The sequence below is a fragment of the Halapricum desulfuricans genome (assembly GCF_017094465.1).
Lineage (GTDB): Archaea > Halobacteriota > Halobacteria > Halobacteriales > Haloarculaceae > Halapricum.
Genome location: NZ_CP064791.1, coordinates 2,659,382 through 2,679,268 on the forward strand (window position 1 = coordinate 2,659,382; position 19,887 = coordinate 2,679,268).

Here is a 19,887-nt window from a genome sequence, read left to right on the forward strand (position 1 = left end):
TCTGCACGTGATCACAGCCGGTAGTATCAGGGCTGTCCGAGCGGGACGCGCTCGCCCTCGCTGTCGCCGCGGACCCAGACGTAGTCGTAGCCGTCCAGATAGAACGTCATCGGGCCGTCTTCCTCGAACTCGTAGTGGCCGGGGCCGAGCAGGTCGGCCGTCGCGCCCCACGGCAGATCGGGGTCGATCGTCACCTCGCGGTACTCCCCAGAGAGGTTGTGCACCGTGATCAACACGGTGTCCTCGTACTCGGCGCGGAAGACCCAGACGTCGTCGGCGTCGACCGGGACCTGCCCGAACTCGCCCTGCCAGAGTTCCGAGCAGACCGATCGCGTGTGTGCGATGGCGGCGATCCGGTTGTACAGCGAGTAGGGTTCGCCGAGCTGGTCGGCGACGTTGATCTCCCGGTAGCTGAACTCGCCCTCGTCGATGACAGGGAGGATGAGATCATCGGAGTCGGCCGTCGAGAAGCCGGCGTTGCGGTCGTCGGACCACTGCATCGGCGTCCGAACCGGGTCACGCTCGTCGAGCGAGAGGTCCTCGCCCATACCGATCTCGTCGCCAGCGAGGATGACCGGCGAGCCCGGCAACGAGAACATAAGGCTATGAGCCATTGCGATCCGCTCGGGGTTGTTCTCGAAGATGCCGGCGGTCCGGCGGGCGTGACCGCGCTCGAAGATCCAGGCGTCCTCGTCGTCGGGATTGAACAGCTCCTTGGCGTGCCAGAACGCGTCGTCGGGCAGTTTCAGCAGGTTCAGCTCGTCGAAGTTCCGCAGGAAGTTCGCCCACTGGCCGTTCTCGAAGACGTCGTAGGGCAGGATATCGAACAGCCGCTCCAGGGGCCAGGTGTCCTCGATGCCCAGCGCGTACACCAGGTGTGCGTTGCCGACGAAGTTGAGCTGGAGGTCGAACTCGTCGCCGTCGCCGAAGTACTCGTCCAGCAGTTCGGGCTGATCGTCGGCCTCCGCCAGCAGGACCGCATCCTCCTTCTTCTCGCGGACGGTCCGGTTGAGCCGTCGGAAGAGAGCGTGGGGATCATCGAGTTCGTGGCCGTCCTCGCCCTTCCGGAAGGTCATCGGCGCGACGGCATCGACCCGGAAGCCGTCGACCCCCTGGTCGAGCCAGAACTCCAGGACGTCCTCGACCTCGGATTGAAGTTGTGGGTTGGCGATGTCGAGATCGGGCTGATAGTGATAGAACTGGTGGAAGTAGTGGGCGTCGGCGACCTCGTCGTAACTCCAGACGCCGTCCTCGTGCTCGGGGAAGATGTTGACCGTCGAGTAGGCCGACTCGGGGTCGTCGGTCCAGCAGTAGAACTCCCGGTACTTCGAATCGGGGTCCTCGCGGGCGCGCTGGAACCACTCGTGCTGGTCGGAGGTGTGGTTAAATATCATGTCGATCAGCACGCGGATGTCCCGGTCGTGGGCCGCCTCGACGACAGCCCGGAAGTCCTCTAAGGTCCCCAGGCGGTCGTCGACGTCGTAGTGATCGGCCACGTCGTACCCGTTGTCCCGCATCGGACTCGGGTAGAAGGGCAGCAGCCAGATCGCGTCGACGCCGAGGCGATCGAGATAGTCCAGCCGCTGGCGGAGCCCCTCGAAGTCGCCCCAGCCGTCGCCGTCGCTGTCATAGAAGCGCTTGACGTCGAGCTCGTACAGTACGGCGTCCCGGAACCACTCTGGCTGTTCGATCATGGTTATCCTAGTTCCCTATTTACTATGGCTGTTGTTAAATCATTCGGGCCGATGAGTACTGAGGCGTGAAACGGAGCTAGAGACCGTAGACGCGTGCCTCGTACGGCCGAAGCGTCGCCTCCCCGAAGCCGGACGCGTCGTCGTAGTTCGAGAGCAGGAGCGTCGCGTCGTCGGTCGACAGCGACGCCGACGGCGCGAACGACTCGTCCTCGTCGCTCCAGTTCAACACGACCAGCACGCGCTCCTCGCCGAGGGTCCGGGTGAACACGTACAGCGGATCCGGCGTCTCGAGGAGGTCGTACTCGCCGTAGACGAGCACGTCCGAGCTCGAGCGCAACTCGATCAACTCGCGGTAGTAATGCCAGACGGACGACTCCGCCGAGCGGGCGGCCGCGACGTTGATCTCGGGATACCGCGCGTTGACTTTGATCCAGGGCTCGCCGTCGGTGAACCCGGCGTTTTCCTCGTCCGACCACTGCATCGGCGTTCTGGCGTGATCGCGCGAGCGGTAGTTCACGGCCTCGCGGATCTCCTCGTAGCTGTCTATCTCCCCGTTTTCGAGCAGCAACTCGACCGGCTGGCGCGTGTCGACGTCTCTGACCTCCGAGAGGGACGCGAAGTCGGCGTTGGTCATACCGATCTCCTGGCCCTGGTAGACGTACGGCGTCCCCTTGAGGGTGAACAGGAGCGTCCCGAGCATCGTCGCGGACTCGTAGCGGTAGGTCTCGTCGTCGCCAAAGCGGGAGACAACCCGCGGCTGGTCGTGATTCTCCCAGTAGAGGCCGTCCCAGCTGGTCTCATCGAGGCCGGTCTGCCACTCGCCGAAGATCTCCTTGAACTCCGAGACCGACCACTCGCCGATGTCCCACCGACCCTCCGGGCCGAAGTCCAGGAACATATGATCGAAGTGAAACGCCATGTTCAACCCGTCGCCATCCGCGCCGAGGTACGCGTTGGCCTCTTCGACGTCGAGATCAACCATCTCGGCGACGGTCATCACGTCGTAGTTCGCGAACGTCTCCTCGTACAGTTCCCGCAGGTACTCGTGGATCCGCGGCCCGTTGACGAAGTGTTCGCCCCCGGTCGGATAGGTATCGACCTCGCCGTCGGGATACCCCTCGGGCTTGGAGGGGAGGTTGATCACGTCCAGCCGGAAGCCGTCGATGCCGCGATCGAGCCACCAGTTGACAGTCTCGTAGAGGGACTCGCGGACCTCGGGGTTGCGCCAGTTGAGGTCGGGCTGTTTCTCGTCGAACAGGTGGAGATACCACGCCTCCCGGACCTCGTCGTAGCTCCAGGCCGACCCGCCGAAAAACGACCCCCAGTTGTTCGGCGGGTCATCGGGTTCGCCCTCGACCCAGTGGTAGTAGTCCTCGTACCCGCCTTCCTCGCGGCGCGAGCGCTGGAACCACTCGTGTTCGTCGGAGGTGTGGTTCAACACCATGTCCATGACGAGCTTGATATCGCGCTCGTGGAGGGCGTCCCGCAGTCGCTCCCAGTCGTCCATCGTCCCCATCTCGTCCATGATCGAGCGGTACTCCCGGATGTCGTAGCCGTTGTCGGCGTTGGGCGAGTCGTAGACCGGACAGAGCCAGACCACGTCGATCCCCAGCTCGTCGAGATAATCGACCTTCTCGACGATCCCGGGGATGTCGCCGACGCCGTCGCCGTCGCTGTCGTTGAAACTACGCGGGTAGATCTGGTAGACGACCGCTTCTTTCCACCAGGAACGATCGATCTCGTCGCTAGCAATCATAGCGGAACGTAGAGATTTACAATACTTGTAGTTTACTCCGTGGATGATAGATGGGGCTATCGGTCGAGACGGGAACGCCGACATCGAGAGCGTGCCCCTTAGCAGTGAGAGGGTCCGGAGCTATTCGCCGCAAAGACAGGACTGCGCCGGCGTTTCGCAGACGGCACGCCCAGCCATGAGTTGAGAATACAACTCATGTTGTATATCACTGCGATTTATGTAGGAGGGCACAATAGTTAGCCTAACAATGGGTTCCACGACGGGCTGGCACGAGGATGCGGTCATCTATTCGCTGGACGTGAAGACGTTCAACGACAGCGACGGCGACGGCTGGGGCGATTTCCAGGGGCTGATCGACCGGCTGGGCTATCTCGACGAGCTCGGGGTCGACTGTCTGTGGGTGCGGCCGTTCTTCCCGAGTCCGCTCCGGGACAACGGCTACGACGTCGCTGACTACTACGGCGTGGACTCACGGCTCGGATCGCTCGGGGACGTCCGGGAGTTCGTCGAGCGCGCCCACGACCGCGGGATCCGCGTACTGACGGACATGGTGTTCAACCACACCTCCACCGACCACGAGTGGTTCCAGCGCGCCCGCCGGGACCCCAACTCAAAGTACCACGATTACTATCTCTGGACGGAACACCCCGAGGAGGCGTATTCACACCCTAACATCTTCCCCGACCACGAGGACGGGGTCTGGACCTACGACGAAGTCGCCGGGAAGTACTACTACCACCAGTTCTACGGCCACCAGCCAGATCTCAACATCGCCAACCCCGCCGTCCGCGAGGAGATCCACGATGTCCTGCGATTCTGGCTCGATATCGGCGTCGACGGCTTCCGGATCGACGCCGCGCATCCGATGATGCATCCGAAGGGGCACAACGCCATCTCCGTCGCGGAGGGGATGGGTATCTTCGAGGAGATGAAGCGGGTCGTCCGTGAACAGAAAGAGGACGCGATCCTGCTGGCGGAGGCCGACGACCAGCCCGACCAGCTCGACGAGTACTTCGCCGGCGGCGAGGGGTTCGACATGCTCTTCGATTTCGTGACCAACCAGCACCTCGTGTACGCCGTCGCGGTCAAGGACATGTGGCCGCTGTACCGTGCGAACGAACTGCTGCCGGACGTTTCGGGCGTCGGCCAGTGGGCGAACTTCCTGCGCAACCACGACGAGTTCAACCTCCTGAAGCTCCCCCACGAGGCGTTCGAACACGCCCGCGAGTTCTTCGGCGACGACGAGGGCGACTCCTGGATCTTCGGGCGGGGCCACCGGCTGCGGCTGGCTGATCTGTACGCGGGCGACCACGACCGCATCGCGATGGCTCACAGCCTCATGTTCTCGATCCGCGGGTCGCCGGTCATCCTGGCCGGCGACGAGATCGGTATGGGATCGGACCTCTCACTCGACGAGCGCGAGTCAGTCAGAACGCCGATGCAGTGGTCGGACGGGACGAACGCCGGCTTCTCGACGGCTGACCCCGAGGCCTGTTACAACCCGGTCATCGACGAGGGTGCGTTCAGCTACCGGGAGATTAACGTCGCAGATCAGTTGAACGATCCCGACTCGCTGCTCGAACGGATCAAACGCCTAATCGACGCCCGGACGATGTGTACCGAGATCGGCCACGGCGACTACCACATCGTCGACGTCGAGCCCAAGGAGGTGTTCGTCCACCGGATGGACCACCGCAACACCGTGCTGATGGCCGCCCACAACAGCGCCACGGAACCACGGACGGTTACCGCGAGCTTCGAAGTACCGCCGGCGGCCGCGACGGACATCGTCGGCCCCGGCGAGTACGAAATGGCGGACGGGGAGATCACCTTCGAACTCGACGCCTGTGACTACGTGTGGGTCCGTGGCGACAAACGCGGCGAGCGCGTCCCGCTGGGCGAGCCGTGATCCCACTGTTTTTACCGTGAGCATGCGAACGCGTCGCGCATGTCGGGGGACAATGCAGTACCACTCGAATCGATCGCCAGCCTCCCGGAGTTCTACAGGCGGAGCAGGCCGAGTGCCTCGGGGTCGTACGGAAATCGAAGATTTCCGTGATGGGCGTGGGACGAAGTCCCACGAACCTGCGAACGGCGCAAGCGCCGTGAGCAGATGACGAGAATCGGAGATTCTCGAACCACTTGACCCCGGAGCAGTTCACCATCAGACCATCTCGCCGGACGGCTCACAGGTCGCGTTCTACTACGACGAGAACGGCCGTAACGAACTGTATCTGCTCGATCGAACAGGCCCGGCTGTTCCGTGACGCGACGTGGTGGATCGGGGCTGGGTCGACGGCGAGGAGTACGAGTACGTGGAACTCGGCGAGGAAGGACACGGCTCGACGGACATCCAGCAGAAGATCCGCGCGTTCGAACACCTGAGCGACTACCTGCGTCGGCGGCTGTAGGCGTCTCCGACAGCGCCGGCAGAAAACGCGGTGACCGAGAGTTCGCACCGGACGACTGATCAGGCGATTTTGTGCGTGATAGCTTGCCCTCTGTCCGTATCGAAGAGGTGGATGTTCTGCTGATCGAAGACGACCTCGATGTCTTCGCCCTCATGGATATCGGTCTGTGGATCCAGATTGAGGAGCAACTGTCCCTCCCCGCGGCCTTCGACGTTGGCTTCGACGTCCTCATCGAGGAGTAGATAGGCGAAGACCTCGTCGCCCATCGGTTCGAGGACGTCGACTGTCGCGCCGATCGTGCGGGTCGGCTCGTTGGCCTCCTCGCGGTCCCGGGCGAGATAGACATCCTCGGGCCGGACGCCCAGCGTCAGGTTCTGTCCGGGCGTGATGTCGTTGGCGGCGGGATCGAACGAGATATCGATGAACTCCGAGTCGAAGCCGCTCTCGACGGCCTCCCCTTCGAAGAAGTTCATCGCGGGCGAGCCGATGAAGCTGGCGACGAACAGCTTGTCCGGTTCGTTGTAGCAGGTCAGCGGCGGATCGACCTGCTGGAGGTGGCCGTTGTCGATGACCGCGATGCGGTCGGACATGGTCATCGCCTGGGCCTGATCGTGGGTGACGTAGATGATCGTCGTGTCGAGCTCGCGGTGCAGTCGCTGGAGCTGTGTCCGCATGTGGATACGCAACTCGGCGTCCAGGTTCGCCAGCGGTTCGTCCATCAGGAACACGTCGGGTTCCCGGACGATCGCGCGTGCGATGGCGACGCGCTGGCGCTGCCCGCCGGACATCTCCGCCGGCATCCGGTCCATCATCCCTTCGAGCTGGACGACTTCGGCCGCCTGTTCGACGCGCTCTTCGATCTCGTCCTGGTCGTACTTCCGGAGGCGAAGCCCGAAGGAGATGTTGTCGTAGACGTCCATGTGCGGGAACAGCGCGATGTTCTGGAACACCATCGCGACCCCGCGGTCCTTCGGTGGGAGGTCCGTGACATCCCGACCACCGATGTACACCGACCCCTCGGTCGGCTGGGTGAGGCCGGCGATCGTCTCCATCGTCGTCGACTTGCCACAGCCCGACGGCCCGACGAGTGTGAGGAACTCGCCGTCCCTGATCTCCAGGTTCATGTCTTCGACTGCGATCTCGTTCCCGTACGCCTTCGTGACGTTTTCTAGTGTAACTGAAGCCATAGCATCACTCCTTGAGTCCGCCTTGTGTGAGTCCGCTGACGATCTTGTCCTGTGCGACGATAACCAGTATTGCGACCGGTAACACCGCGATGATGCTCGCTGCACCCATCACGTTGAACAACACCTCGTACTGACCCCGGAACGCGAGGATCCCTTCGAGCATCGGTCCCCAGTCTTCTGCCGCCCCGCTGGTCATCAGCGACGAGAAGAAGTACTCGTTGTAGACCGTGATGAACGTCAACACACCGGCGGTCGCGACGCCGGGGGCCGACAGTGGGGCGATCACCCGGAAGAGCGCGCCGACCCGGGTCGTCCCTTCGACGCGAGCGGCGTCCTCGAGGCCGTCCGGGATCTGCGAGTAGAACGTCATCAGGATGAAGATCGACAGTGGCAGATACAGCGCCGAGACGGGAATGATGATCGCGTACGGCGTGTTGTACAGCGACCCGTCAGCCATCAGCGGCCGAAGCACGTCGAAGTTCGTGTTGAACAGCCGGTTCAGCGGGACGAAAAACGCCGCTGGCGGGAAAAAGGACACCACCAGCACGGCCAGCAGCATCACGTTCTTCCCGCGGAACTGGAGGCGGCCGAACACGTAGCCGGCGAGGCTCGCGACGAACAACACCAGCACTGTCGAGACGACCGCGATCAGGAAGCTGTTGAACAGGAACCGCTGGAATGGGACGCCGTATTCGAGGAACACGTCGACGAACACTCCCGGATTGAACCCGCCGGGCGTGAGGACGCCGACCTGGTTGAGGTCGTTGCTCGGGGTGAGCGCCACCATGAGCAACCAGTAGAACGGGAACAGCGTCGTGACGAGGAAGAATATCGTCGCGACGTAGAACGCGCTCTTGTAGGCTCGGTCGGGATTGGATATCATCCTGGCGGCCCAGGCCTCGACGACGCCCCGATCGAGCTCGGGCTCTTCGTCCATCTGTTCCTGTGCTGCCAGATCCGGGTGTTCCGAGTCGCTCATGTCAGACCACTCTCCGAGTCACGCAGGCCGAGGAGATACAGGAGGACGAGGACGCTGATCACGACGGCCGTCAGGAACGCGACCGCCGACGCCGACGCCCATCGTCTGGTCTCGTTGAACGCGGTGACGACCAGACAGCTCATCGACGGCACCGTCTGACACCCGGCCGTCGCGTCGATCAGCCCGTAGATGCGCATCGCGTCCATCGTGCGGAACAACATCGCGACGAGCAGCGGCCCCGAGATCAGCGGCAGCGTGATGTACTTGAAGCGCTGCCAAGGTGACGCACCGGTCACCTTCGCGACGTCGTAGAGCTGCCGGTCGATACTCTGCAATCCGGCGAGGATGAGCAGCGCCATGAACGCCGATGTCTTCCAGACGTCGGCGACGAGTACGATCAGGAACGAATCGGTGGTCGTCGATAGCGGGTTCGACCCGAAGACGCCGATCGACTGCATGAACTCCGTCGCGAAGCCGACTCGCGTGCTGAACATCAGGTAGAAGATCATCGCCTGGATGACGATCGGGATCGCGTAGGGGATGATGATCGCCACGCGGACCCACCGGCGCCCGCGGAAGTCCTGGTCGAGGATCAGCGCCTGTCCGAACCCGATCGCCGTCTCGAGCAGCACACTGAGGATCGCAAAGGCAAGCGTTGCGAACAGCGCCTGTTGCAGGATCGGCGTCTGGAAGGACGGGTCAAGGAACTGCTGTGGGAGCAAGGTCTCCCCGGTCAACAGCTCGACGTAGTGTTCGAACCCAATGAACTCCCCGAACGGGTCCGCCGACAGGATCGCGTCCGCGCGCAGCGAGAACCGGAAGGTCTGGATCAGCGGGAAGAACGCGACGACCGCGAGCAGGAGAAACGCTGGGCCCAGCAGCAGGTACGCGAACACCGCGTCGCTCCGGGTTTCCAGCCAGTTCAACGGACGCGCGAGGAGTCGCGCGTTCGTCCGGTCGGTATCTGTGCTCACGTGTCAGACACCTTGATTAGACGCTCTGCTCGATGTCTTCGAGTTGACCCTCGAGGTCGGACATCGCCTGCTGGGGCGACTTCTCCCCGAGGTAGGCGTTGTGGATCTCCTCGGCGACGACCGGCGACTGGTCGGGCCAGACGGCCGTCACGGGGCGCGGCACGGTGTTGCGCGCGGCGACGGCCATCGTGTCCAGGAAGTTCCCGATCGGACCGACGTTGTCCGGGTTGGCGTTCTCGAGGACTTCCGGAACCGGCGGCGGGTTGCCGACCTCCTCGAAGATCGTGTTCATCACGCTCTCGTTGGCGAACGACTCGAGGACCTGGACGGCGTCGTCCGTCCGGTCGCTGTTCGGATTAATCGTGAGGTGCCAGCCGCCCAGGGCGTGGCTCGATCCGCCAGTCCCTTCGTAGCTGCCCTCGCCCTCTTCGACGGCGTAGGGGATCGGCATCACACCGTAGTCCGCGTCGTCGAATTCGCCGTCGTTGAAGTTGATCGGGATGGCGTAGGGCCAGTTGCGGTGGAAGACCGCGTTGCCGTTGGTAAAGGGTGCACGCGCGTCCTCTTCGGTCCACTCGAGGATGTCCGTGTTCGTGATCTGGGGGTAGTCCGGATGCGCGTTGTTAGCGTCGGGGCCGTTCATGAACGACCGCATCATCCGAATCGTGTCGTGGACCGGCTGTTCGTTGACCGTGATCGGCCGGTCGCCGATCGGTCCGAACAGGTTCTCGTGGTCGCCGAAGTACGCCCCGCCCCAAGAGGTCATCGTCTCGTTGAACGTACAGCAGGACAGTCCGACGTAGCTGTCGGCCTGGGTCGTGAAGCCGTACTCGACGCCGCTTTGCTCCCAGGTGTCCGCGGCGATCTCCGAAAAGCGCTGCCAGGTCATCGGCTCGGTCGCCCAGTTCTCGCCTTCGGGGTCGTAGCCGGCGTCCTCGACGAGGTCCTTCCGGTAGTGCATCACCGGGTAGTCCGGGAACAGCGGCAGTCCGTACAGGTCACCCGATTGCGGGTGGCTCGCCGTCTGGACGGCCGCGTCCAGGTAATCGTTTTGGACGTAATCCAGCGTCTCCTGGGACAGCTCCTCGCTCAGGTTGACGAGCTGATCACGGACGATGAACGGAATCGTCCACCCCGAGTCCATCATGAAGATGTCGGGATCGGATCGGCCCGCGTCGAGACCGGAAATGAACTGCTCCCGGCGCGACCCGCTTTCGAAGTCGCCGGCGTTGATCGTGACGTCGATATCCTCGCTGAGGCCGGCGTCGTACAGCGCATCGACAACTGCGTCCTCGGCGTCCTTGTATTGCTGATCCGCCGTGAGCGTGATCGAACCGTCACCGCCACCGCCACCACAACCCGCAAGGGTCAACGCGACGCCCGCTGCGCCCGCTGTCTTGACGAACCGTCGGCGCGATACTCCGGACACTGACTCGCTGCTCACCTGATAGCGATTCATTACAGGTGTTGTTATTGATAGACACCCATATAATTGTTTTGATAACTATAATTCACCATATATAACTATACTTTCATTGACTCGGTCGCAGATAGGTGGTTGCGGGACAGGGGCTCCGGAGGAGTCGGTCTGCCGACAGCCTGCAAAAGTTAAACCACTCGAGCGGGAACGGTAGGATATCCGTGTCACGAGCAATCGACGGGCGTCACCGATCACGAGGAGTGTAACTATGGGCCTACGCGCATGGTTAGAGAAGGTGTTTTTCGGCGGTGCGGAGCTGTCGGTCCTCTCGACGCCGGGCTTCGCGGTCGTCGTGTTCGCACAGGTACTGTATCCGACTGCCACTCCGCTCGCGGGTAGCGCCGCGATCGTCGCCGGCAGCGTCGCACTCGCGGCGTTCCGGGCCGATTCACCCGACGTGGGGGACTGGCCGCGGCGCTCGGAGCTGACGACAATGCCGCTGCGAATGACCTACTTCAGCGTGCTGTTCTTCCTCGCGTCGATCGGCGTCAGCTACGTCGCGGTCACGCTGGACGCGCTCTGGCTCACCCCGCTGGGTGCGGTCGTACAGGTCGCCGGGCTCGCGGCGTTCCCGGCCGCCTACCACGCGGTCCACGGCGAACCCGTCCAGAAGCCGGTCCAGCGGGTGTGACCGCGGACACGGCAGTCGAGTAGTCGAGTGGCCCATACAGAAGTCGGTACCCGAGCCGACAGTCGTACCGTCCCGCCCGCGGAGAACGAAGGCGACACGACAGTCAGCGACCGCAGCGCGCGATTGTCACGGCGAGGAAAGATATAGGCACCCTCCAGTCAAACAGAGGGGGTATGGCGCCGGATTACTCCGATCCTGACTGGCTCCGGGACCGAATGACGGACGTGCTGTCGTTTTACTATCCGGGCTGTATGGACGACGAAAACGGCGGGTATATCGCACAACTCGACGAGGAGACCGGCCGGGTGTACGACGGGCAGTCGAAGCACCTCGTCGCGACCGCCAGGTTCGTCGTTAACTTCTGTCTCGGGGACCGCTACGACGGGGCCGACTGGTGCCGTCCGGCGGCCGAACACGGCGTCTCGTTTCTGCGGGAGCACCACCGCGACTCCGGGACAGGGGGGCACGACTGGCTGCTGAAGGGGACGGAGACGATCGACGACACGCGGGTTTGTTACGGACACGCGTTCGCGCTGTTGGCGTACGCTCGGGCGTACGAGGCCGGCATCAGCGACGACGCCCCCCTCGAAGAAGCCTACGACGTGCTGCTGGAGCGGTTCTGGGAGCCCGAACACGACCTCTGCAAGAGCGAGTTCTCGGGCGATTTCTCCGAGAGCGAGGACTACCGCGGACAGAACGCCAACATGCACACCTGTGAGGCGATGCTGGCCGCCTACGAGGCGACCGGCGAACAGCGGTACCTCGACCGGGCGCGGGAGATCGCCCACGCGCTGACAGTCCGGCTCGCCGAAGAGACCGACGGCCTCCTCTGGGAACACTACACCGAAGACTGGGAGCACGATTTCGCGTACAACCGCGACGAGCCGCGCCACCAGTTCCGACCGTGGGGGTATCAGCCGGGCCACCACATCGAGTGGGCCAAGCTGCTGGCCGTCCTCGATCGCTATACGGACACCGAGTGGGCGCTCGATCGAGCAGTCGAGTTGTTCGACGACGCCGTCGATCACGGCTGGGACGACGAATACGGCGGGTTCTACTACACGTTCGATCGGGAAGGCGAGCCGATCGTCGAGGACAAGTACGGCTGGCCAGTCGCCGAAGGGATCGGTGCGGCCGCCGCGCTGGCGGAGCGAACCGGGGACGATCGATACCTCGACTGGTACGAACGGCTGTGGGACTACGCGGAAGCGAACCTGACGGCACCCGGTGGCAACTGGTACGAAAAGCTGTCGCGAACGAACGAGCCCTACGAGACGTCGGACGGCCCCGCGGTCGAGCCGGGCTATCATCCGATCGGGGCGTGTTTCGAGGGGCTGCGATCGCTCACGGAGTAGTCGCAGCCTCACTCGCCCGACGACATCGCGCGGTCTCCGTCTCGTTCGCCGGCAGCGATGGAGGTGACACCGCGCGACCAGAACGCGACGACGACCACTTCGGCGTAGAACGCGAGGAAGAACCCGACAGCGATCCGCTGCAGCGCTCCGGCCGCCGAAAGCAACACCGATCCGACGACGAGACCGACCACGACGTTGTAGAAGTAGGCCGCATCGGCGGCCGACGAGCGCAGTACCGAGGGGTCGAAAGCAGCCCTGACGCGCCCGCGAACGCCGTAATTCGTCAGCGCGGCCGGCAGGAGATAGATGAACGACATCGCGAGCAGAATCGACGCCGTCGAGCCGGCGACGAACCCGAGCGACGTCCCGAGCGTGATCGATCCGGGGTCGACCGACTGTTCGGTGAGCCCGAAGACCGTCACGAGTAGCGTCACGAACGCCGGCGACAGGTAGAGGCCGACGACGAACGTGGCCCCGAGCCCGCGACGGACGATTTCGCCGAGATCGTCGAACCCTGGCAGCGAGTCGAAGCGGGTCGTCCAGTCCCGGCTCGCGATCGTGGACAGTGTCGTCACGAGATAGCCGGCGACCACGATCAACGGGAGGACGGGAATATAGACGCTCAGCAGATGGAGACCGCCGCCGATCAACAGCACGTCGACGGCGCGCTGGCCGCGAAACGGGAACGTCAGTGGTTCCGGGAGCATCGACACTCCGGACGAGACGTCCCTGAATCAAGTGCGTTCCGGGATCGCAACAGCTAGAACTCGAACTCCGACTGTTCGGCCGTCGACATCGAGCGGTTGTGGAGCGCGTCGCCGGTACGGGCGTCGAAGAGATGGATCGCCTCGGACGGGATCTCGGCATCGACCCGATCGCCCGCAGCGACTCGCCGCATCCCGCCGACCGTCGCCACGAACGTCTCGGGCTCTTCGTCGTCGGGGTCGAACGTCAGGTGGACGTTGTTCTCGTCGCCCTTCGGCTCGACAACATCGATTGTCACCGCGTAGGTGTGCGTGTCGTCGTCGGTATTGTCGACGACGATATCTTCCGGGCGGATCCCGAGGACGACGCGTTCGGTCCCGTCGATCGCTTCCCGATGTTCGTCGGTCAGTTCGTAATCGAAGTTCTCACCGACAAGCCGACCGTCTTCGAGTTCCATCTCGAAGAAGTTCATCGACGGTTCGCCGATGAAGCCGGCGACGAACTGGTTTGCGGGTTCGTGATAACACTCCAGCGGCGTGCCGACCTGCTGGAGGACGCCGTCGTTGAGGATCGCGATGCGGTCACCCATCGTCATCGCTTCGGTCTGATCGTGAGTGACGTAGATTGTCGTCACACCGAGATCTTCCTGGAGACGCTGGAGTTCGGTCCGCATCTGGGCCCGCAGTTTCGCGTCCAGATTCGCAAGCGGCTCGTCCATCAGGAACGCCGCCGGCTCGCGGACGATCGCCCGCCCGAGCGCGACCCGCTGTTGCTGGCCGCCCGACAGCTCCCCGGGCTTGCGATCGAGGAGCTCCTCGATGCCCATCATTTCGGCAGTGTCGGTGACGCGCTGGTCGATCTCGTCGTCCGACATATCCGTCGACTCCTCCAGACCGAACGCCATGTTCCCACGGACGGTCATGTGGGGATACAGCGCATAGCTCTGGAACACCATCGCGGTGTCCCTGTTCTGGGGCCGCTTGTCGTTTATCAGTTCGTCGCCGAGCCGGATCGTTCCGGAGGTGACCGACTCCAGCCCGGCGATCATCCGGAGCGTCGTCGACTTCCCGCAGCCGGACGGCCCGACGAGAACGAGAAACTCCTCGTCGTCGATGTCCAGCGATACGTCGTCGACGGCGACGATTTCACCCTCGTCGTCCTCGAATACCTTCGTGACGTTGTCGAGTTGTAGTTCTGCCATTGTTAAGCACCTCCGCCTGCGACACCTTCAGCGAACTGTTCACCGAAGATGATGTACACCAGCAGCGTCGGCAGGGCCGTGATGAACGCCCCCGCCATCTGCAGGTTGTACTGACCAACCATCGATCCCTGCAGTGCACTGAGTTCCATCGTTACCACGTCGTTGGCAGGATTGCCGACCAGAACGAGCGCGAACAGTAGATCGTTCCAGATATTCGTGAACTGGTAGATGAGCGTCACGACGAACATCGGGATCGACAGCGGGAGGATGATCCGCCAGTAGATCTTCGCGATACCCGCGCCGTCGAGGCGGGCCGCCTCGAGCATCGACGTGTCGATGGACTTGTAGTGCGATCGGAACAGCAGCGTACAGATCGGGATCCCGTATGCCGAGTGAGTGACCATCAACGCGATCAGTCCGGATCGGTTGGCCAGCGGATCGGAGAACGCGAGGATCTCCGCCGGATTGACTATCGTCGCCCAGAACTGCGACAGCGGTACCAGCACGGACTGGTAGGGGATAAAGATCCCCGCGATGAACAGCATGAGGACGAACGTCTGTCCCTTCCAATCGGTGTTAGTCAGTCCGTAGGCCGCGAGGCTCCCGAACAGCGCCGACAGGACCGTCGCCGGGATCGTGAACAGGAGGCTGTTGACCAGTCCGCTGCGGAGTCGATCGAACGCGTTGAACCACGGATCGACCGTGAACTCTCCGAGCGCGGGAGCAAACGGTGACGTCTCGAAGAATCCCTGCTGGGTTTTGAAGGCCGTGACGATACCGGACTCAAGCGGCGAGAGGTATACCACGACCATGAGCAGGAGAGCGACGTACAGGGCGATGCGATTCAGACCGGGACCTCGTCTCGTAGTTGATTCTGCCATCAGAGTTCACCTCGTCTGTATTCGTAGTAGAGGTACGGTGTGACGATACTGAGCGCCAGCGCGAACAGGATCATAGCGATCGTCGAACCGTACGCCCAGTTGGTCACACCGAACGATTCGCGATACATCATCATCGCGAGGATGTCCGCCGACTGGCCCGGCCTGGTCCCGAACATGACGTAGAGGAAGTCGAAGGCCTTCAGCGCGAACACCATCAACACGACGGCGGCACTGACCGTCGATGCACGCAACTGCGGGACGATGACCCGCCAGTACATCTTCAGGAGGTTCGCGCCGTCGACCTTCGCGGCCTCGTACTGATCGGTCGGTATGGCCCGCAGACCGGCGAGGTACACGACCATGCAGTAGCCGCTGAACTGCCAGATCAACGCGAATATGACGGCGAACAACTTCGTCTGGGGATCGCTGATCCACTGCATCGTCAGCCCCCCCAGTCCGACCGTCCGGAGGACCTCGTTTATCATCCCCGAGGAGGGGTTGTACATCCACGACCAGAACAGAGCCGTCACGACGAACGAGAGGCTCATCGGGAGCAAGTAGATCGTCCGGAACGTGTTCTCGAAGCGGATGTTCCGGTCGACGAGGATCGCCAGCAGGAGGCCGACGATCAGCGCCACGACGGTGAAGAGGATCAGCAGGACAATCGTGTTCCGCAGCGCCCAGTACTCCTGGGGGCCGTTGACCGGGATCGGGACGAACCCGAACAGCCAGTCGCCGCTCCAGGCCTCAATGAAGAACTCCCCGTAGTTACCCAGATCGAGCGACCCGTAGTTCGGGTCCCCGAGTCCGCTCCAGTCAGTCAGCGAGATGAGGAAGTTCCAGCCGATCGCACCGTACACGAACAGCGCCGTGAGCAGTCCGGCCGGAACCCAGAACGGCATCGACCGGACGAACTCGCTATCGGAGATTCTGGAACGGGCCGATTCCACTGGGCTGTCCTCCGATCCGGACTCGGCAACGGTGCCGCCATCTGTGCGTACTGACGCCTCGTCGGCCGAGCTACCGGCACCGCTATCGCCTCGGAGTAGCGAGATAGGAGAGCGCATTCTATCCTACACGTCGAATGCGTCCGTCAGGCCGTTGTAGGCCGGTCCGATGTTCCAGTCCCCGTTGAACGTCGAGAAGACGCCCTCGACGTTGCTCTTGACCTCCGGGGTGACGCCAGTCCCGTGAGCGATAGACGGCGGCTGGGCCGTGGAGTTGTTGAAGTCCTCGCGCTGGGCAGTGAGGAACGGCCCGAACTCGTCGTCCGGCACGTCTGTCCGCGGCGGGATCGATCCCTTGATCGGGTTGAACGCCTCCTGACCGGCGACGGATCCACAGTAGCTGAGCCACTGCTCGGTCGCGTCGGGAGAGGGGTTCGGTTCCGGCATCACGAACGAGTCGGTGACGACGTGATAGACCTCCGCCGTTCCGGGGAACGGCACGTAGTTCCAGTCCGACTCGAACTCGAAGTCCTCGGCGGACTTGTACTGGCCGGCCGCCCAGTCGCCCTGGTGGAGGAACGCGGCGTTGCCCTGGATGACGGCGGTGTTAGCCTGGTCCCAGGCGACGGACCCCGCGTCCTCGTTGAAGTACTCGCTGTAGTCGGCGACCATCTGAAGAGCGTCTCGTACGGCCGTCTCGTTGGCCGAAACGTTCCCGTCAAGCACGTCCAGGTACGTGTCGACGCCCTCCATACCGATCAAGACGTTCTCCCAGAGCTGGATGGTCGACCACGGGGCCTGCGTCTGGTGAGCCATCGGCGTCGCGTCGGTGTCGGACGCGATCGTCTCCATCGCGTCAAGGACATCCGTCGGTGACGATAGCCCGGACGGGTCGATATCGGCCGACTCGAGGACCTCGACGTTGTAAAAGAGGTTGTTCAGGCGGTGGATGTTCAGCGGGACCGCGACGTAGTTACCGTCGTCGTCCTTGGACAGTTCTTTGACGCCGTCGAGATAGGCGTCTTCCATCTCGGAGTCCCAGACGCTGTCACCGATGTCCGCGAGGACGTCCGATTCGGTGTACGTGTCCATGGCCTTGCCCGGCCAGATCTGGAACGTGCTCGGCGGATTCTCGTTGAGGACGCGGCTCTGAATCTCCGTGTCCAGCGCGCTGCCGGCACCGCCCGGCGCCGGGTTGTTCGACACGGGAACGTCGGGGTGCTCCTCTTTGAACCCCTCGATCAACGCGTCGATCGCGTCCTTTTCTCCGCCCGCAGTCCACCAGTGGACGATCTCGAGTTCGTCCTCGCCGTCGCCATCACCATCACCGCCGTTACAGCCCGCAAGCATACCGACTGTGGCCGCCCCTGTGGCTCGAAGTACGTTCCGTCTCGAAAGGATAGTTGTGTTGTCTGACATTGTTAGTCCCGAATTGGCAGCAGTGCGTCCACCTAATACATCCTCAAGGCCGTAACTTAGTTCTTGCCTCAAAGTCCATTATCAATTGTATTTTTTCATATGGATAGGCGATGAGTTCGACCACTTGTCTTTTTATCAGGTTCGCATCGGTCCGATGCGTGACGAAGAACGGGTATCATCGAACGATACAGTGGATGCCTGTCACTCTATCTCGACGGGGCCTCGGTTCGCTGCGCTCTCGTAGACAGCGTCGATGACTGCCATATTTGCGACCGTCTCGTCGGCGTCGATGCGCGGCGTCCGACCGCGTTCGACGGCGTCGGCGAAGTGCTCGACCTCCAGCGTGTACTGATCGACGGGGTCGAACGTCTCGACGGCGGTTCGCCCGTCGACGGCGTACTCGATCGTCGCGGGTTCGTCGGGCCCGATATCGAAGGCCGTCTCGACTTCGAGCCAGCCGTTCTCGGCCTCGACGCGGTAGGTCTGGGTCGCCGGCGTATCGAAGCCCGAAGCCACGCGCGCCAACGCACCGTCGTCGTACTCCAAGAGAGCCGCCATATCGGTATCGAGGCCCGCGTCCCTGCTGTCCCGCGTCCGCGCGACGACCGCGTCCGGTTCACCGAGGAACAGCCGCGCCGCGCTGATCGCGTAGCAGCCGACGTCCATGACGCTCCCGCCGGCCAGTTCGGGGTCCAGCCGAATGTCATCCGGCCGGCCCCGTAGCGCGAACTTGAACGACGCGTCGACGGCGTGGACCCCCTCCAGTTCCTCGCGAGCGATCTCGGCGGCCCGCTCGGTCCGGGGGTGAAAGCGATACATGAACGCCTCCATCAGCGTGACGCCGCGTTCCGCACAGTAGTCGTGTAGCTCCGCGGCCGCCTCGGCATCGGTAGTCAGTGGCTTCTCACAGAGGACGTGCTTGCCCGCGTCTGCGGCCGCCCGTGTCCATTCGGCGTGCAACGCGTTCGGCAGCGGGTTGTACACCGCGTCGATCTCGTCGTCGTCGAGCAACGCCTCGTAACTCCCGTAACTCCGGGGAATCCCGAGATCGTCGGCGACGGCCGCCGCCCGATCGCTGTCCCGTGAGGCGATCGCGAGGGCCTCGTGGTCGCTCTTCTTGATACCAGGGATCACGTCTTCGCGCGCGATCTTGGCCGTGCTGAGAATCCCAAATCGCATACCGGCCGTTCGCCCGCCTCCGCCAAGTATTTGATCGCGTCCCAGTACAGATCGGATCCAGACAACAACAACACCTATTGTTCACGTGTTCGAAGACGCATATATGGATGAGCCACAGGTACTCGTCGCGGGCGAAGCATTGATCGACCTGTTTCCGGCGACGTCGGGTCCGATCGCCGAGGCCGAAACCCTCCGGCGGCGGGCGGGCGGCGCGCCGGCGAACGTCGCGGTCGCGCTGTCCCGACTCGGACATCCCCCATTGTTGTGGACGCGTCTGGGAGACGATCCCTTCGGCGAGCACCTCGCGAGCGTGCTGGCCGAAGACGGCGTCCGCGAGGCGTTGATCGAGACGGATCCCGATCGGAAGACGGCACACACGCTGGTCGGGCAGGACGCCGACGGCGACCAGTCGTTCACGTTCTTCGCTGAGAAGACGGCGACGTTCGCGATGGAGCCCGGTGCCGTCGCCGACGAGACGCTCGAAACGGTCGAGTGGGTCCACGTCGGCGGCGTGACCCTGCACACGGAGCCGTCGCGGTCGGCGACGCTGGAACTGATGGAACGGGCGAACGAGTACGGCTGTACCGTCTCGTTCGATCCGAACACGCGGGCGGACCTCTGGCCAGAGGAGTCGGTGCTGGTCGAGACGCTCGACCGGGCGATCGGCCTCGCGGACGTCGTCAAGACCGACCAGGAAGACCTGGCGATGCTGTTCGAGGAATCCGACGAGGACGCCCTCGCGGCGGCCGTACTCGAACGCGGGCCACACACTGTCATGCTCACGCGCGGCGGCGACGGCGCGATGGCCCGTGCGTCCGAGGGCGCCCCGTGGGGACCGGCGACGGCGGAGTTCGGTGGCTACGACGTCGACGTCGTCGAGACGACCGGCGCGGGCGACGCCTTCGTCGCCGGATCGATCGCGGGGTTCACCGGCGAGTGTGACTCGCTGTCCGAGACGGTCCGGTACGCGAGCGCGGTCGGCGCGCTCGCGACGACCGAGACCGGCGCGATGGACGGGCTCCCGACCGCGAACGAGGTCGGGAAGCTGTTCGAGGACAGCGCCTGATCGAGGTGATGAGCGGTCGACT

At 63.4% G+C, this 19,887-nt stretch carries 17 protein-coding genes; 5 read left to right on the forward strand and 12 right to left on the reverse strand.

The annotated features are described in order from the left end of the window. Positions 1–26: 26 nt before the first annotated feature. Both HSEST_RS13565 and HSEST_RS13570 read right to left on the reverse strand, forming a co-directional pair. Positions 27–1,694, reverse strand: a complete 1,668-nt coding sequence (locus HSEST_RS13565) for an alpha-amylase family protein (protein WP_229121496.1) — start codon at positions 1,692–1,694, stop codon at positions 27–29. Between the two features lie 76 nt (positions 1,695–1,770). Beyond that, positions 1,771–3,450, reverse strand: a complete 1,680-nt coding sequence (locus tag HSEST_RS13570; protein ID WP_324254837.1) for a glycoside hydrolase family 13 protein — start codon at positions 3,448–3,450, stop codon at positions 1,771–1,773. Positions 3,451–3,697: 247 nt separating this feature from the next. On the opposite strand from HSEST_RS13570, the gene HSEST_RS13575 reads away from it, so the two are divergent. Together HSEST_RS13575 and HSEST_RS14560 are read left to right on the forward strand one after the other, a co-directional pair. After that, positions 3,698–5,359 (forward strand): alpha-amylase family protein, encoded by a 1,662-nt coding sequence (locus HSEST_RS13575; RefSeq protein ID WP_229121497.1) that lies wholly within the window; start codon positions 3,698–3,700, stop codon positions 5,357–5,359. Positions 5,360–5,726: 367 nt separating this feature from the next. Then, on the forward strand, positions 5,727–5,861 hold the full coding sequence (locus HSEST_RS14560) for a hypothetical protein (protein ID WP_267491896.1): 135 nt from the start codon (positions 5,727–5,729) through the stop codon (positions 5,859–5,861). A gap of 59 nt (positions 5,862–5,920) precedes the next feature. On the opposite strand, the gene HSEST_RS13580 is transcribed toward HSEST_RS14560, so the two are convergent. From HSEST_RS13580 to HSEST_RS13595, 4 genes are read right to left on the reverse strand one after another with little or no spacing between them, the layout of a single operon-like run. Further along, positions 5,921–7,048: an ABC transporter ATP-binding protein gene (locus HSEST_RS13580; protein ID WP_229121498.1), complete on the reverse strand. Its 1,128-nt coding sequence runs from the start codon at positions 7,046–7,048 to the stop codon at positions 5,921–5,923. A gap of 4 nt (positions 7,049–7,052) precedes the next feature. After that, positions 7,053–8,027 (reverse strand): carbohydrate ABC transporter permease, encoded by a 975-nt coding sequence (locus HSEST_RS13585; RefSeq protein ID WP_418886520.1) that lies wholly within the window; start codon positions 8,025–8,027, stop codon positions 7,053–7,055. Next, on the reverse strand, positions 8,024–9,001 hold the full coding sequence (locus HSEST_RS13590; RefSeq protein ID WP_229121499.1) for a carbohydrate ABC transporter permease: 978 nt from the start codon (positions 8,999–9,001) through the stop codon (positions 8,024–8,026). Before HSEST_RS13590 ends, HSEST_RS13585 begins: the two co-directional genes overlap by 4 nt. Positions 9,002–9,017: 16 nt before the next feature. Beyond that, positions 9,018–10,460: an extracellular solute-binding protein gene (locus HSEST_RS13595; protein ID WP_229121500.1), complete on the reverse strand. Its 1,443-nt coding sequence runs from the start codon at positions 10,458–10,460 to the stop codon at positions 9,018–9,020. 229 nt (positions 10,461–10,689) lie between these two features. On the opposite strand from HSEST_RS13595, the gene HSEST_RS13600 reads away from it, so the two are divergent. Both HSEST_RS13600 and HSEST_RS13605 read left to right on the forward strand, forming a co-directional pair. Further along, positions 10,690–11,112, forward strand: a complete 423-nt coding sequence (locus HSEST_RS13600) for a hypothetical protein (RefSeq protein ID WP_229121501.1) — start codon at positions 10,690–10,692, stop codon at positions 11,110–11,112. 173 nt (positions 11,113–11,285) lie between these two features. Then, positions 11,286–12,467, forward strand: coding sequence for an AGE family epimerase/isomerase (locus HSEST_RS13605; RefSeq protein ID WP_229121502.1), 1,182 nt, complete (start codon positions 11,286–11,288; stop codon positions 12,465–12,467). An 8-nt stretch (positions 12,468–12,475) separates the two neighbouring features. On the opposite strand, the gene HSEST_RS13610 is transcribed toward HSEST_RS13605, so the two are convergent. The 6 genes from HSEST_RS13610 to HSEST_RS13635 all read right to left on the reverse strand — a co-directional run bounded on the left by HSEST_RS13610 (position 12,476) and on the right by HSEST_RS13635 (position 18,799). Next, entirely contained in the window at positions 12,476–13,174 is a 699-nt protein-coding gene (locus HSEST_RS13610; RefSeq protein WP_229121503.1) for a DUF4013 domain-containing protein, read from the reverse strand. A gap of 53 nt (positions 13,175–13,227) precedes the next feature. After that, complete coding sequence (locus HSEST_RS13615; protein ID WP_229121504.1) at positions 13,228–14,373, reverse strand: ABC transporter ATP-binding protein; 1,146 nt, start codon at positions 14,371–14,373, stop codon at positions 13,228–13,230. A 2-nt stretch (positions 14,374–14,375) separates the two neighbouring features. After that, positions 14,376–15,254: a carbohydrate ABC transporter permease gene (locus tag HSEST_RS13620; protein WP_229121505.1), complete on the reverse strand. Its 879-nt coding sequence runs from the start codon at positions 15,252–15,254 to the stop codon at positions 14,376–14,378. Then, positions 15,254–16,321, reverse strand: coding sequence for a carbohydrate ABC transporter permease (locus HSEST_RS13625; protein WP_418886521.1), 1,068 nt, complete (start codon positions 16,319–16,321; stop codon positions 15,254–15,256). The genes HSEST_RS13620 and HSEST_RS13625 overlap by 1 nt, the downstream gene beginning before the upstream one ends. A gap of 6 nt (positions 16,322–16,327) precedes the next feature. Beyond that, positions 16,328–17,620, reverse strand: coding sequence for an ABC transporter substrate-binding protein (locus tag HSEST_RS13630; RefSeq protein WP_229121506.1), 1,293 nt, complete (start codon positions 17,618–17,620; stop codon positions 16,328–16,330). A gap of 201 nt (positions 17,621–17,821) precedes the next feature. After that, the gene (locus HSEST_RS13635; RefSeq protein WP_229121507.1) at positions 17,822–18,799 is read right to left on the reverse strand and encodes a Gfo/Idh/MocA family protein; all 978 of its coding nucleotides are present in this window, start codon (positions 18,797–18,799) and stop codon (positions 17,822–17,824) included. A gap of 103 nt (positions 18,800–18,902) precedes the next feature. Here HSEST_RS13635 and HSEST_RS13640 point away from each other — a divergent pair, with 103 nt between their 5' ends. Continuing rightward, positions 18,903–19,865, forward strand: coding sequence for a carbohydrate kinase family protein (locus HSEST_RS13640; RefSeq protein ID WP_229121508.1), 963 nt, complete (start codon positions 18,903–18,905; stop codon positions 19,863–19,865). The last annotated feature ends 22 nt before the right edge of the window (positions 19,866–19,887 follow it).

Excerpts from the sequence above, each read along its gene's own strand:
- HSEST_RS13615 (WP_229121504.1), bottom strand. The coding sequence starts at position 14,373 with ATGGCAGAACTACAACTCGACAACGTCACGAAGGTATTCGAGGACGAC.
- HSEST_RS13600 (WP_229121501.1), top strand. The coding sequence starts at position 10,690 with ATGGGCCTACGCGCATGGTTAGAGAAGGTGTTTTTCGGCGGTGCGGAG.
- HSEST_RS13630 (WP_229121506.1), bottom strand. The coding sequence starts at position 17,620 with ATGTCAGACAACACAACTATCCTTTCGAGACGGAACGTACTTCGAGCC.
- HSEST_RS13620 (WP_229121505.1), bottom strand. The coding sequence starts at position 15,254 with ATGGCAGAATCAACTACGAGACGAGGTCCCGGTCTGAATCGCATCGCC.
- HSEST_RS13640 (WP_229121508.1), top strand. The coding sequence starts at position 18,903 with ATGGATGAGCCACAGGTACTCGTCGCGGGCGAAGCATTGATCGACCTG.
- HSEST_RS13570 (WP_324254837.1), bottom strand. The coding sequence starts at position 3,450 with ATGATTGCTAGCGACGAGATCGATCGTTCCTGGTGGAAAGAAGCGGTC.
- HSEST_RS13580 (WP_229121498.1), bottom strand. The coding sequence starts at position 7,048 with ATGGCTTCAGTTACACTAGAAAACGTCACGAAGGCGTACGGGAACGAG.
- HSEST_RS13575 (WP_229121497.1), top strand. The coding sequence starts at position 3,698 with ATGGGTTCCACGACGGGCTGGCACGAGGATGCGGTCATCTATTCGCTG.
- HSEST_RS13610 (WP_229121503.1), bottom strand. The coding sequence starts at position 13,174 with ATGCTCCCGGAACCACTGACGTTCCCGTTTCGCGGCCAGCGCGCCGTC.
- HSEST_RS13595 (WP_229121500.1), bottom strand. The coding sequence starts at position 10,460 with ATGAATCGCTATCAGGTGAGCAGCGAGTCAGTGTCCGGAGTATCGCGC.
- HSEST_RS13605 (WP_229121502.1), top strand. The coding sequence starts at position 11,286 with ATGGCGCCGGATTACTCCGATCCTGACTGGCTCCGGGACCGAATGACG.
- HSEST_RS13585 (WP_418886520.1), bottom strand. The coding sequence starts at position 8,027 with ATGAGCGACTCGGAACACCCGGATCTGGCAGCACAGGAACAGATGGAC.
- HSEST_RS13635 (WP_229121507.1), bottom strand. The coding sequence starts at position 18,799 with ATGCGATTTGGGATTCTCAGCACGGCCAAGATCGCGCGCGAAGACGTG.
- HSEST_RS13625 (WP_418886521.1), bottom strand. The coding sequence starts at position 16,321 with ATGCGCTCTCCTATCTCGCTACTCCGAGGCGATAGCGGTGCCGGTAGC.
- HSEST_RS13565 (WP_229121496.1), bottom strand. The coding sequence starts at position 1,694 with ATGATCGAACAGCCAGAGTGGTTCCGGGACGCCGTACTGTACGAGCTC.